At 42.3% G+C, this 13951-nt stretch carries 8 protein-coding genes; 4 read left to right on the top strand and 4 right to left on the bottom strand.

The window, feature by feature from the left end:
- Positions 1 to 138 precede the first annotated feature (138 nt).
- Both kdpB and kdpA read right to left on the bottom strand, forming a co-directional pair.
- Positions 139 to 2244: a potassium-transporting ATPase subunit KdpB gene (gene kdpB, locus V7K69_RS18270; protein ID WP_335036779.1), complete on the bottom strand. Its 2106-nt coding sequence runs from the start codon at positions 2242 to 2244 to the stop codon at positions 139 to 141.
- A 350-nt stretch (positions 2245 to 2594) separates the two neighbouring features.
- On the bottom strand, positions 2595 to 4280 hold the full coding sequence (kdpA, locus tag V7K69_RS18275; RefSeq protein ID WP_335036782.1) for a potassium-transporting ATPase subunit KdpA: 1686 nt from the start codon (positions 4278 to 4280) through the stop codon (positions 2595 to 2597).
- Positions 4281 to 4802: 522 nt separating this feature from the next.
- On the opposite strand from kdpA, the gene V7K69_RS18280 reads away from it, so the two are divergent.
- Together V7K69_RS18280 and V7K69_RS18285 are read left to right on the top strand one after the other, a co-directional pair.
- The gene (locus V7K69_RS18280; protein WP_335036784.1) at positions 4803 to 5912 is read left to right on the top strand and encodes a sensor histidine kinase; all 1110 of its coding nucleotides are present in this window, start codon (positions 4803 to 4805) and stop codon (positions 5910 to 5912) included.
- 98 nt (positions 5913 to 6010) lie between these two features.
- On the top strand, positions 6011 to 6685 hold the full coding sequence (locus V7K69_RS18285) for a response regulator transcription factor (RefSeq protein WP_335036786.1): 675 nt from the start codon (positions 6011 to 6013) through the stop codon (positions 6683 to 6685).
- Between the two features lie 136 nt (positions 6686 to 6821).
- Here the strand turns inward: V7K69_RS18285 and priA are convergent, their stop codons facing one another.
- Entirely contained in the window at positions 6822 to 9407 is a 2586-nt protein-coding gene (gene priA, locus V7K69_RS18290) for a primosomal protein N' (protein WP_335036788.1), read from the bottom strand.
- Positions 9408 to 10211: 804 nt separating this feature from the next.
- On the opposite strand from priA, the gene V7K69_RS18295 reads away from it, so the two are divergent.
- Together V7K69_RS18295 and V7K69_RS18300 are read left to right on the top strand one after the other, a co-directional pair.
- Positions 10212 to 11384, top strand: coding sequence for an RpoD/SigA family RNA polymerase sigma factor (locus V7K69_RS18295; RefSeq protein WP_335036790.1), 1173 nt, complete (start codon positions 10212 to 10214; stop codon positions 11382 to 11384).
- 294 nt (positions 11385 to 11678) lie between these two features.
- Positions 11679 to 12173 (top strand): GNAT family N-acetyltransferase, encoded by a 495-nt coding sequence (locus V7K69_RS18300; RefSeq protein WP_335036792.1) that lies wholly within the window; start codon positions 11679 to 11681, stop codon positions 12171 to 12173.
- Between the two features lie 439 nt (positions 12174 to 12612).
- On the opposite strand, the gene ctpA is transcribed toward V7K69_RS18300, so the two are convergent.
- Positions 12613 to 13857, bottom strand: coding sequence for a carboxyl-terminal processing protease CtpA (gene ctpA / locus V7K69_RS18305; protein WP_335036794.1), 1245 nt, complete (start codon positions 13855 to 13857; stop codon positions 12613 to 12615).
- Positions 13858 to 13951: the final 94 nt, after the last annotated feature.

Genomic DNA, 13951 nt, shown 5'->3' on the forward strand with positions numbered 1-13951 from the left:
GACAAAAACTTTTCCCAAATATCGACCTGTTTATTCATATTCTTTTGGTTCTCTCTCTCAACGGTAAAAGTAAAAATGTTTATTATTTTACTTTGGTCAAGATGCGCTCGTTTCGTAGCGTCTCTACTTTTTCTATCTTTAAGCCAAACCTACAAGTGTAATCAGTATATCTATCAACTTAATGGCGATAAATGGCGCAATCACTCCACCTAAGCCATAAATTAAGATATTGCGTTGGAGTAGCTGATTAGCTGTCAGTGGCCTAAACCGTACACCCTTCAATGCCAAGGGAATCAAAGCGGGAATAATCAAAGCATTATAAATCAGCGCTGATAGGACAGCAGACTTAGGGCTAGTTAAATTCATAATATTCAGGCTTTGTAGATTAGCAGCGACAAATATCACTGGGATAATTGCAAAGTATTTAGCAATATCATTAGCGATAGAAAATGTCATCAAAGCTCCGCGAGTAATCAACAATTGTTTACCAATGCTAATGATATCGATCAGCTTTGTCGGATCGGAGTCCAAATCCACCATGTTGGCGGCTTCTTTTGCAGCTTGTGTCCCTGTATTCATGGCAACGCCGACGTTAGCTTGGGCTAATGCGGGAGCATCGTTAGTCCCATCTCCTGTCATGGCAACTAGTTTACCTGCTGCTTGTTCCTTTTTAATGACACTGATTTTGTCTTCTGGTGTGGCTTCAGCGATGAAGTCATCTACTCCAGCTTCTTTAGCAATGACAGAAGCTGTAATTTGGTTGTCTCCAGTTAGCATGATGGTACGTACTCCCATCCGTCGCAGTTGCTCAAAGCGATCGCGGATACCAGGTTTAACTATATCTTTGAGATAAATAACCCCATAAATTTCGTTATCTAGGCTAACTGCTAGGGGTGTACCTCCCAAGCGAGAAACTCGTTCGTAGGCAGCATCCAATTCTGGTGTATCGCGTCCGTTGCGAGAACGGACAAATCCTTTAATGGCTTCTACAGCTCCCTTCCTGGCCTCATACCCACCAGGTAAGTTAGTCCCACTCATCCGTGTTTTGGCGGAAAAATCAACTCCTTCTGCCTGGTTGGAATCGAAATCAAACCGTGCTACTAGTTTTTCTGCCAGTCGAATAATGGATTTCCCTTCTGGTGTATTGTCAAAGACACTAGCTGCCCACGCAACATTAGCAATTTCTGATATTGAATGACCGTTGATAGGGATAAACTCTTCCGCCAAACGATTGCCGAGGGTAATTGTACCTGTCTTATCAAGTACTAAAGTGTTTACATCACCACAGGCTTCGACTGCTTTTCCTGAAGTGGCAATGACGTTAAATTGGGCAACTCGATCCATCCCAGCAATGCCGATGGTACTGAGTAAGCCGCCAATGGTTGTAGGAATTAATGCCACTAATAGGGCAATTAAAGTTGGCACGCTGACTGGACTATTGACATAGTAAGCAAGTGCGGGCAGAGTTACCACGACTAACAAAAACACTAAGCTGAGAACTGCCAACAATACTGTCAGGGCAATTTCATTGGGTGTTTTGCTGCGTTCTGCCCCTTCTACTAAGGCTATCATCCGGTCAATAAAGCCTTTGCCTGGGTCAGTAGTGATCCTGATAATTAATTCATCTGAGATAATCCGCGTCCCACCAGTGACAGAACTGGAAACATCAGAGCCTGATTCTTTTAATACTGGTGCAGATTCTCCAGTAATTGCCGATTCATCTACTGAGGCAACGCCCATAATTACCTCGCCATCGGCGGGAATGATATCGCCAGCAATAACGTAGATGTTATCACCCTGTCTCAGGCTAGTGGATGAAACTTCAATAATTGTGCCGTCGGGAGTGAGTTTTTTAGCGATCGCCTCTAATTTCGTTAATCTCAAGGCATCAGCTTGAGCTTTACCCTGCCCTTCTGCCAGTGCTTCGGCAAAATTGGCAAACCAAACTGTAAAGAATAAAATCCCCGACAGTAAGCCATTGAAAAGTTGCGGGTTCTTTTGAAGGGCTGGGCCAAATAAATTGGGATCAATCGTGAGCAATAGAATGATGATTGTCCCCACCCAAACCAAAAATATTACTGGATTTTTGATTATATATTTAGGGTTGAGCTTGACAAAAGCATCTCTAATTGCCCTTAAGTAAAGCCACTTTTTACTTGTCCTTGCTTTTTTACGTCCTTGACGGCGATCGCCAGAACGAGGATTTGGCCGTCTAGCTCTGAAGTTAGTTGCCACTTGGTTCATGAATAAAGTTAGGAGTTAAAAGTTAAAAATTAGGAGTTAGGAGTTAGAAGTTAGGAGTTTCCAATAAAAAATAGATCCAACCTTTAGGGCACGCTATGCGATCGCGAACACAATGCTAAAGCGATGCTCGTACCTACCTACTGCTATTCGTGTTCGATCGTCACCAGAAGGACGGACGATCGAACGCGAACAGCGTGTCACAGACAAGACTCGCTAACACCAGTCGCCTACGGTAGGAAACCCTCCTACAGCGATGGATTTAGCACAAAGCACTGGCTCCCCTACAAAACAGGATAATTTATTTATTTTTTGGTATTCTCTTAATTTCAGACTTATAACTCATAAATTTTCTAATTGCCAGATGCTAGTTTCAAACCCTCGGCTATTGGGCCTAAAGCTAAAACGGGAAAGAAAGTCAATACTCCCAAAACCAATGTCACTCCAGCAGTGATACCAGTAAATACTAGAGAATCAGTTCTTAGGGTACCAGGGGTTTCTTGTACTTGTTTTTTGCGAGACATACCGTCAGCTAACAGCAGGATGGCAATTATCGGAATGTAGCGTCCTCCTATTAAGCTAACTAAAGTACTCAAGTTCCACCACAGGGTATTATCTCTCAACCCTTCCAAGCCGGAGCCATTATTTGCGGCGGCTGAGGCGTATTCATAAACTACTTGAGAAATACCGTGATAGCCAGAGTTACTAATTCCAGAGAGAGAGATGGGATAAGCGAGGGCGATCGCACTGGGAATCAAAACTAGAATTGGGTGAATCAACAAGACGACGCTAGCGAGGACAATTTCGCGTTTTTCAATTTTGCGTCCTAAAAACTCTGGGGTGCGTCCTGCCATTAGTCCAGTTAGGAACACTGTAAGAATCAAGTAAATAAATAAGTAAGCTGTTCCAGTTCCCTGTCCACCCCAAATAACCTGGATAAACAAGTTGAAGAGTGTCGAAAATATTCCTTGGGGCATCAAAGAATCGTGCATCCCATTCACAGCGCCAGACATAGTAGCAGTAGTCATAACTGCCCAAAATGCCGTTTGTAACCAGCCAAATCGAACTTCTTTCCCCTCCAAATTGGGTTGTTCTAATCCAAAGGCGTTATTAACTAGGGGATTACCTTGAAATTCTCCCACAGCTGTCACTCCCACCAGGATAACAAAAATCACAAACACCATCCAAAAAAGCAGCCAAGCTTGTTTGATGTTGTTGGCGAATATACCGTAGGTGTAAATCAAGGCTGCTGGGATAGAAATCATGGCGATCATTTCTATCAAGTTAGAAGCGCCATTGGGATTTTCAAAAGGATGTGCTGAGTTTACGCCAAAAAAGCCACCGCCGTTCTCGCCCAAAAGTTTAATCATTTCAAAGGATGCCACCGGGCCTCTGGCAAGATATTGTGTCCCGCCTTCTAAGGTTCTCACATCCATAGTCTTCGCTAATGTTTGTGGTACACCTGTTAGAAGCAAAGCGATCGCTCCAATAATCGAAATCGGTAGCAATAGGCGCGTAATTGCACGGACAATATCAACATAAAAGTTTCCTAACCTTCTACCTGTCAACCCGCGAATAAAGGCAATTCCCACAGATAAACCGGTGGCTGCGGAGGTGAACATCAAAAAGCCTAAAGCCGCTACCTGGCTAAAATAGCTTAAGGTTGTCTCACCAGCATAGTGCTGCTGGTCGGTATTTGTTACAAAGGAAATGGTTGTATGCAGTAATACATCCCAACTGGTAGCACCAAAACCGTTAGGATTCCAGGGCAAGAGCCTTTGAAAATATAACAGTAAATATACTGAAATACCCATAATCAGATTGCTGTACAGTACAGCCCGGATATACTGCGAACCCGTCATATCATCTTTTCTGCGAACACCCGCTAGTACGAACATACTTCGCTCTATGGGGTTCATTAAAAAATCCAGCAGTGTTCTTTCTCCCAAGAAGACATGGGCGATGTATCTACCTAGTAGCGGAGTAATTGCTATGACAATACATAGCGTTAAGCCAATTTGCAAAAAACCTTGTCCCATATATTTCGCGCAGGGTAAAATTTAAGTGCTAGAAAGCCAATTATTAGAAATAACAGATTAACTGTTGAAGTATTTGATTTGGAGGAATTTAGTGATATCTCATATCACCGCCATTTTTTAATCTGGATTTACTATTTTCAGTTTTTGCTATCCAGATACTTGTTCAACTTATTGTTAAAAATATTTAATCTTTACTTTTAATTCATCTAATTCGCTAGTTAGTATCATTTGTTTATACAATACATTTTGGAAGTTTGCTACGTTCAAAGAATATAAATATTTAAGAGGATTTTATTAAATAAAATGCGGTATGGGAAGGTTGTTTTAGATACTCTACCCCTTGTGGACAACTACCCAGTCCCCAATCCTCAGCCCCCAGTCCCCTTTTTTGCATCTGGACAATCGTAATTTTCGGGTTAATACTCAAGTGAATATTTGCAGATATAGATTGCAGATAAATCATAATCGCTGAATTAAATAGTTGTAAAGATTGTAGGATAAAGATTTTTTAGTAAATCAGAAATGACGATATTAAGTCGATTAGTGGCTATGAAAGAAGCTATAAATGGGCGTGGGAAGACTTATGGGCTAATAGCGATCACCTTTGCACTCGTAATTAGCTTGGAATATTTGACACCACCTGAGTACGTATTTGGCTACCTCTACACGGGAACAATTTTGTTAGCAGATTCTCGCCTGAATCGGAGATCAGTATTGGGGATCACTCTGGCAGCGACAGGATTAACATTGTTAAATTTGTTTATCCCAGGAGGAGAAGTGATTAATGCCTCAACGTTGGCAAATAGGTTGATTGCAGTATTGGCGTTAGTTGTAACAGGTTGGTTAAGCGATCGCAACCACCGCAATGAAGAAGCGATCGCTTATACACAAGCACAATTACGCTCCCAAGAACAACTAGCTATTATGCGTGAAGATTTTGTTTCTACCCTAACGCATGATTTGAAAACACCTCTATTAGGAGCAATTGAAACGCTGAAATATTTTCAAAATGAGCAATTTGGTGAAATCACACCAATGCAAGCAAAAGTCCTCCAAACTATGGCTCGTAGTCATCGGAGTACACTGCAATTAGTCCAAACTCTTTTAGATGTGTACCGTAATGATGCTGAAGGGTTGAAATTACAGATGTCACCTGTTAACTTGGCAACTGTGGCAGAGGAGGTAATCGCTACCCTGGCTGAACTAGCGAGAACACGTCAGGTTTATATTTCTCTACACTATGGCGAATCAGATTTTCGTAGTTTTCTCTGGGTAAATGGCGATCCTTTGCAACTGGGGCGAGTCTTCACCAATCTCCTGAGTAATGGTATTAACCATACCCCTCGTGGCGGTAAAGTGGAAGTGGTACTTGAAGGTTATTCTAGCGATCAAGTGGTAAAAATACTCGATACTGGTTCTGGCTTTACAGAAGAAGAGTTGCCCCACTTATTTGAGAGATTTTATCAAGGAGATAGCGATCGCCACGTCTCAGGATCGGGACTAGGGCTTTATTTAACCAGGCAAATTATCGCTGCTCATGGGGGTACAATTTGGGCAGAGAATCGCTCGCCACGAGGCGCACTTTTTGGTTTTAGACTCCCAGCTTGTCCGCCACCGGGAGTAGGTGAGTAGGGGGGCAGGGGGCAGGGAGCAGGGAGCAGGGAGCAGGGGGGACAGGGGAAGAAGAACTATTTATTGACAAATGACAAATGACCAATGACCAATAACAAATGACAAAAATCTTACTCGTTGAAGACGATGAATTGTTTCGGCTTGGTCTGCGGATGCGTTTGCAGCAAGAAACTACTTTGGAGATTGTCGCAGAAGCAGAAGATGGGGAACAAGCTGTAGAATTGGCAAATCGCTATCCCTTAGATTTGGTTTTGCTAGATATAGGTTTACCGGGCATTGGTGGGATTGAAGCTTGTCGCCAAATCAAGCAGAAGCACCCAAATTTACCAATTCTCGTTTTAACATCTCGTTCTGAGAAACCTCTGATTTCACGGTTAATTGCAGCTGGGGCCCAAGGTTACTGCCTGAAAGGTATTCCTGCTGAGTCTTTAATATTGGCAGTGCGATCGGTTGCAGCTGGTGCCTCATGGTGGGATCAAACGGCAACAACAGAGATCAGAGCAGCTTTTGAGGGCAATTCTACTGTGGCGCTACCGACAAAAACTGAGGGAAACCTAGAAAATCCCCTTACGAAGCGCGAGCAAGAAATTTTGGCACTGGTAGCAGCTGGCAAAAGCAATCAAGAAATTGCTGAGATTCTCTACATTGCCCCTGGTACAGTGCGGGTTCATGTTCATACAATTTTGCAGAAACTAGAAGTACGCGATCGCACTCAAGCCGCAGTCTTAGCGATCCAAAAAGGATTGGTAGCACCAGAATTGTTGATTAATTAGATTAAAATTCAATCTTAAATACGTTTGTAGTCAGGACTTTAGTCCTCAAATATTCAAGCATTGAAGTGCTTACTACAAACCTATCAATGGACTATTTTAGATAAACCAGATTTCTCAATCTTTTAGCCCAAGAAAATCACATAATATTTAATGGGTCTACATCAATAGTTAAGCTAACAGACGAAGGACAAAGCGATCGCACTTCTTCCCAATCTGGCAATTGTGGTAAGGCATTGGGAGCAAATTTAATCAATATCTGCCAGCGATAACGATTAGCTACTCGTAAAATACTCGCTGGTGCTGGGCCTAATATCTCGAATTCTTCTTCTGTACTCAAGGCTGTAGCAATAATTTGGGCGGTATTTTGCACTTGAATGGGATCGAGACTACTTAAGCGCAACAAAATTAACCGCCCATAAGGGGGATAATTGAGGGCTTGGCGTTGTTCTAATTCAGCCTGCGAGAAAGAGTGATAATCGTGCGATCGCACTGCTGCAATTACCTGATGCTCTGTAGTGTAAGTTTGTACAATCACCCTGCCCGGATCGTCTCCTCTACCAGCACGTCCAGCGACTTGAGTCAAGGTTTGAAATGCCCGTTCACTGGCACGATAATCTGATAAATTTAGCAATCCATCGGCGGCGACAACGCCCACAAGTGTCACCTGTGGTAAATCCAAACCTTTGGTAAGCATTTGCGTACCAACTAATAAATCCGCTTCGCCGTTGGCAAACTGGGTGAGTAAAGTCCGGTGTGAGCCTTTGTTACGGGTGGTATCGCTATCAAAACGAATCAAGCGCAACTCTGGGAACTGTCGCGCTAATTCCTGCGTTACTCGCTGAGTACCGCTACCGAAAAATTTCAGGTAAGGGGAACTACAATCGGGGCAGTATTTGGGATGCGATCGCGCATAATTACAATAATGACAGCGCAATAATTCCGGTGCTTTTTCTTCGGTGTGGTGGTACGCCAGTGACACATCACAATACGGGCATTCCAACACATACCCACAACTGCGGCATGAGACAAAAGTACTGTGTCCCCGACGATGGATAAATAAAATTCCCTGTTGTTTTCTCTCTTGCAACTGTTGCAAAGCTTCTTGCAGCGATCTACTAAATATAGAACGATTTCCCTGCTGCAACTCTTGCCGCATATCGACTATTTCCACAGGCGGTAAAGGGCGAGAATTGATGCGTTCAGGGAGCGAGAGGTAAAAATTACTAACTGAAGAGTTAGAAGTTAAGAATTCTTCTCCTACTCCCCCTGCCCCCTCCCTCCCCACGCTTACCCAAGTTTCCAAGGAAGGGGTAGCGGAACCCAACACCAAGGGGCAATTTTCTAGTTCGGCCCGCCATTGGGCGACGGTACGGGCGTGGTAGGTGGGTATGGGTGAGTCTTGCTTAAAACTGCTATCGTGTTCTTCATCTAAAATAATTAAACCCAAGTTAGGCAAAGGCGCGAAAACGGCGCTGCGCGTACCAATGACAACTTGCGGTTCTCCGGTGAGCATAAGCCGCCAAGTGTCGTAACGTTCACCATCGGAGAGGGCGCTGTGATAAACGCTGACTTTATTGCCAAAACGGGCGCGAAAACGATCGGTTAGCTGGGGTGTAAGTCCAATTTCGGGGACTAAAACAAGGGCAGATTTACCTTGCTTGATGAGAGGTGCGATCGCTTGCAAATATACTTCGGTTTTTCCCGAACCCGTCACCCCATGCAATAAAACTTCAGCAAATCCATCGAGTGTCTGGATTGTTTCCAAAGCGCTAGCTTGGGCAGCAGTTAAAGATTTAGCCCCATCACCTACTAATGCTGGGCCCTGTTCGGTTCGCAATACTTCCCGTTCTTCAACAACGATGTAACCCTTTTGTGTCAACGTCTTGAGAATAGAGGGACTAGCATTGCAAATTTGCAGTAATTCATTTTGCCACAACTCCCCACCCTGTCGCCGCAGCACTTCTAAAATCTCTCGTTGGCGAGTGGTTAACTCTTGGTCAATTGTACCTGTGAGCGTAACTGCTTTTTGTAACTTTGGTCGAGTTAGTCGCGGCGGTTCTAAATAACTTTCTACTAAACCAAATCGCAATAACTCCCGAATTCCCCGATAAGCAGATTTTACTTTTTGTTGAAGGTAGGCAAAACTATAATCCCCCGCAGACTGCCCTTGCAAAAGTTCCCAAACTTGCCGCGCAGTAGGAGTCAAGAAAGCTGAAGGATCGGGAGATGCTAGCAAATAACTACTTCCCCCTACCCCCTGCCCCCTGCCCCCTGCTCCCCCTCCTCCCCCTCCTCTAACAAGGCGGATACGGCGCTGCGATCGCCCCAGCAACCCTGGTGGTAGAGCAACCCGGATTACTTGAATTAGAGGCGTATAGTAATATGCAGCAACTCGATTGAGTAATTCCCAATAAGCACTTGGGAAAAATCCAACGCTGACTATATCTTCTACCTCGCGGATTTTTTCTGGTGCTAAATCAACATTTGGTTGTGCCAGTAACCGAATTGCGATCGCTCCTAATTGTTGTGCCCCAAATGGCACGCTCAAAATATCCCCTGGTTTTATTTCTAACTGGGCTGGCAATCGATAAGTAAATAATCCTGTACTTCCTGGACAGTCTACCAGTACTTCAACCCACCTATTTATAGTTGTACCTGATTGGTACGATTCGCTAGCTTGTGCCACCACTAAAGGAGATAATTTTATGTCATTAATATACATAGTTACTGAATTTATAGTTAAATATTTTCCTCACATAGCTGGTCAAAATTAACCTAGCTAACTAAACTCTAATTTTTTACTTTCTTAAATTCAAATAGTATTTCTCAATACTGTTATCATTCATAATACTTGATAAGTTTCCTCTTATGTAATCTACTAGACAAATTCGTATCAACTATAAATGCAATAAATATTTGGTACCCACTATATAAATAAAAGTATGTCGGCACTTGCTGCAACAGTTGCTCTATCTACTAAATAGGGAGTAGCCTTTTTCCGCCTATCGATAGATATTCAACCCTTTCTGTATATGAGATGCTTTTATACAAATAAGATAATCCCCAAATTAAGCTGCCATTATTGTAATTTGTATCATTTGGGTAACTTGAAATTGGGAAGGCATAACCCCATCACCAGGTTTTAAATTTATCCCGTGACTTCCAAATACCTAAACAGAGAAATATATATTTAGAAAAATATATGAAAGTTTAAGAAATTTGGATGGTTAGCTGAGATTTTTATGTTTGTTCAGGTTGAGAAAGTTTGAGGGGGTTTGACATATTTGGTAATTAAGAAAAAAATGAAGAATATAATCTGTTAATAAGCCTGAGAAGAAAGTTTTGTTGGGTGCTAAGGTCAGTTAAGTTATAGATTATATCTAACTGTAACCCGTAGGTTGTAGGTAGATATAGATTTTTATTCTTGAATAGAAATTAGCAGAAGCTTCTATTTCGCCATATAAAGGGGTGCATTCGTCCATTAGGGAAAACTACCAAGCCTCAAACGAGTAGCTGTAACTAAATTATGTACCAAACAAAACAACAATCCCTAAAGGAAACTATGAACATTGTTGAATTGGGAAAAATGGAAATACTGGAGAATGCTGCTGATATTGAAGAACCATCACTCGATAGTTTAGATGCAGTGGTAGATGAAGAGCCTCCAATTGTAGTAGAAAATCTGGAATCAGATGAACGCGATGGAGATGACATGGCGGCGGCCCGTCCTTCGGGATACAATAAAACCGAGCATGATGATGCCGTCGGCGCGTTTTTTAAAGAGATGGCGCGTTATCCGCTTTTAAAAGCTGATGAAGAAGTAGAATTAGCGCGGCGAGTTAGATTTCTAGAGGAAATTAGGGAATTACAAGCTGCTTTAAACTTAAAACTAGGACAGGAACCTACCAAACTAGAAGTAGCTTCCGAGCTAGAAATGACCGAAAAGCAATTAGAAAGTCGCTTGTATCAAGGTAGAGTAGCGAAACGCAAAATGATTCGCTCCAACTTGAGATTAGTAGTTTCTATTGCCAAACGATATCTAAATCGGGGAGTGCCTTTTCTGGATTTAATTCAGGAAGGAGCAATGGGTTTAAATCGCGCTACAGAAAAGTTTGATCCAGATAAGGGATATAAGTTTTCTACTTATGCCTATTGGTGGATTAGACAAGCGATTACCAGGGCTATAGCTAACGATGCGCGGACAATCCGGCTACCTATTCACATTGTTGAAAAGCTTAACAAACTGAAAAAAGCTCAACGAGAACTAAAGCAAAAACTCTGTCGAAATCCTACCGAAGGGGAAATGGCAGAATCTTTGGAAATTAGTGTGCAACAACTACGCCAACTACAACAGTTACGCCGTCAAGCACTTTCTCTCAACCACCGTGTCGGTAAAGAAGAAGACACGGAATTGATGGATTTGCTAGAAGATGAAGATAACTTGTCTCCAGAAGCAAAAATGAATGAAAACATGATGCGTCAGGAGATTTGGGAAGTATTAGGTGATGTGTTAACTCCACGAGAAAAAGATGTGATTTCTCTGCGTTATGGTTTGACAACCAGTGAACCTTGTACCTTAGAAGAAGTTGGCAATATGTTCAATCTTTCTCGTGAGCGAGTGCGCCAAATTCAAAGTAAAGCGATGCGGAAATTACGCCGTCCCCACATAGCTAAACGCTTAAAAGGTTGGTTGATTTAGTTACATTCACGAAAATAGAGACGCAATACCCGGCTGTCACTTCGTTCCTATTCAAAATTCAAAAATAGATATTTAATTTTGAATTTTGAATTTTGAATTACCCGCATGGTTTGACTTAATTAGCTCCAATAATGAATTTAGGGCTGATGATATATTTATATTTCTTGAGCTTCGACTACCGTAACTCTCAAAAAACAGGAATTCTGTAACTTTTTCGGCTTTTGTTTAGTTATTAGTAAAAAAATTGCACAGTTGCCTATAGACTATGGACTATGAACTATAGACTACAGACTAATGACTTCGTGTAACAATTTGATTTTGCGTTTTGCTGAACCAACTGATTACAGCGTACTTTTTCAATTAATTCAGGGACTTGCTGAGTATGAAAAATTATCTCATGCTGTCACTGGCGATGCTCTGTCACTTAAAGAGCATTTATTTGGTTCGCACAGATATATAGAAGCGATTTTAGCAGAAACTGCTGGTCAAGCTGTTGCTTTTGCCCTATTTTTTCATAATTATTCAACATTTTTGACCAAGCCCGGAATTTATCTGGAAGACTTATTTGTTTTACCAGAGTATCGTAGGCAAGGTATTGGTAAAGCTCTTATTTCTAAAGTAGCCCAGATAGCTATAGAACGTAATTGTGGACGGTTAGAGTGGAGTGTGTTGGATTGGAATGAACCAGCTAAAGCATTCTACCGTAGTATAGGAGCATCTATATTAGATGATTGGCGAATTTGCCGTGTCACAGAAGACGCGCTTACGCAGTTAGGGGCTGTCAATTGAAGAAAAATTCAGCTATTCTGAATTCAGTAGTCAGAAGAGGTTGTTGGAAAAGTGTTTTTCTCTAAACTTTAAGCACTTTTATATCCTCACTAACCCTCTTTAAAAAGGCTATTAATTAACCAGATATTGCTTAACATTTGCTAGCCTGATCATTTATTTACGACGAAAGCTAGCAGTAGAAATACAGTGTTGGGATTAGCGAAATTAGTGTGGAAAAACATGGTTGTCAAATTAGCGTCGAGTCCGAACTTGGCAAAGGCACAAAATTTGACAATTCATGTAGTACCGCCTAATTACCTTTAGGGCTTACACAAAACTTAACCCGAACCCATGAGGGGTACTCGCACAGGGTATTGCCCTTACCTGTAAATCCTGGTTTTGGTTATTGTTTGCGTAAGCCGTAAGCTTAATCAATAAACCTCTTTTAACTCTTTAGTTTTTACACTTTTCCTGCCACAACCAAGTCTTTCTTCAAAATTTCCACTGCTGCTTGATATTGCAGATCCGCTTCAGTACCAATCTGTTCGCGGTTAATTGGATCTTGGGAAATCACTTTATCTGGCTTAATACCTAGTTTGTTAATATCCCGGTGTTGAGGAGTTTCATACTTAGCAATTGTGACTGCCAACCCTGAACCATCTGATAATTCAAATAAAGATTGAATTAGACCCTTACCAAAAGTGGTTTCGCCTACTAACTGGGCACGACCGTTATCTTGGAGTGCGCCAGCCAGAATTTCGCTAGCACTGGCAGTTCCTTGATTCACCAAAATCACCAGAGGATCGTTAGTAAGGGCTGGGCCAAAGGCTTCGAAACTACCCTGAATGCCTTGTCTATTCACAGTGTAGACAATAGTACCAGAATCTAACCACTGACGGGCAATTTCAATTCCTGATTGCAATAATCCCCCAGGATTATTTCGTAAATCTAGAATGTAGGCAGCAGCGCCTTTTTTTTCTAGACTAGAAATAGCGTGTGCCAATTCCGTTGAGGCGTTGGCATTGAATTGAGTGAGACGTAGGTAGCCAATAGATGTACCTTCAGTGGAAACACGCAATTCTGAAACCACAGGGTTAAGAGCAATGCGATCGCGCGTTAATCTAATTTCCGTTTCTGGCTCTCCATCTCGCTCGATGAGGAGAGTAACAAGGCTGCCACTTGGCCCGCGCATTTTAGTTGCAGCTTCATCTAGGGTAAGATTTTTTGTGGGCACGCCTTCAATTTTAAGAATGCGATCGCGTGGTCTAATCCCCGCTTTATCTGCTGGTGAACCTGCTATAGGAGCCACTACTTCCAACTTCCCAGTCTCAGGATTCAGGACAATTTGCAATCCTACCCCAGTCAGTTCCCCAGAGGTATTGACCTTTAAGCTGCGGTACTGTTCCGGGTCTAAAAAGCGGGTAAAAGGGTCATCAAGGCTTTTGAGCATCTTCCCAATTGCCGCATAACTGGCATTTGCGTCTGTAAGCGGCTTCTCTAAAACCTTTTGCCGCACAGCCGCCCAATTCTGATGATTAAAAGTCTCATCTAGATAAGTGCGATTAACAATTCGCCATACTTCGGAAACCAGCTTTTGTTCCCCCGTTAAAGCCACCGCAGGCTGGGTAAGCGTACCAAACGCCAACCAAAACGCCATTAACAACGAAAATCCAACCCGAAAGACTTGTTTGTTCATGAACCCCATTATCAATTCCACCTCAACCCAAATTGCCTAGAAATGCTCAGTTGTCCTGTTGTTGATGAAATCTATCTCTCGATTATGTTACTTTTTTTATAGA

Origin of the sequence: Nostoc sp., from assembly GCF_036917775.1 — a bacterium.
Lineage (GTDB): Bacteria > Cyanobacteriota > Cyanobacteriia > Cyanobacteriales > Nostocaceae > Nostoc.

Excerpts from the sequence above, each read along its gene's own strand:
- kdpB (WP_335036779.1), bottom strand. The coding sequence starts at position 2,244 with ATGAACCAAGTGGCAACTAACTTCAGAGCTAGACGGCCAAATCCTCGT.
- kdpA (WP_335036782.1), bottom strand. The coding sequence starts at position 4,280 with ATGGGACAAGGTTTTTTGCAAATTGGCTTAACGCTATGTATTGTCATA.
- V7K69_RS18280 (WP_335036784.1), top strand. The coding sequence starts at position 4,803 with ATGACGATATTAAGTCGATTAGTGGCTATGAAAGAAGCTATAAATGGG.
- V7K69_RS18285 (WP_335036786.1), top strand. The coding sequence starts at position 6,011 with ATGACAAAAATCTTACTCGTTGAAGACGATGAATTGTTTCGGCTTGGT.
- priA (WP_335036788.1), bottom strand. The coding sequence starts at position 9,407 with ATGTATATTAATGACATAAAATTATCTCCTTTAGTGGTGGCACAAGCT.
- V7K69_RS18295 (WP_335036790.1), top strand. The coding sequence starts at position 10,212 with ATGTACCAAACAAAACAACAATCCCTAAAGGAAACTATGAACATTGTT.
- V7K69_RS18300 (WP_335036792.1), top strand. The coding sequence starts at position 11,679 with ATGACTTCGTGTAACAATTTGATTTTGCGTTTTGCTGAACCAACTGAT.
- ctpA (WP_335036794.1), bottom strand. The coding sequence starts at position 13,857 with ATGGGGTTCATGAACAAACAAGTCTTTCGGGTTGGATTTTCGTTGTTA.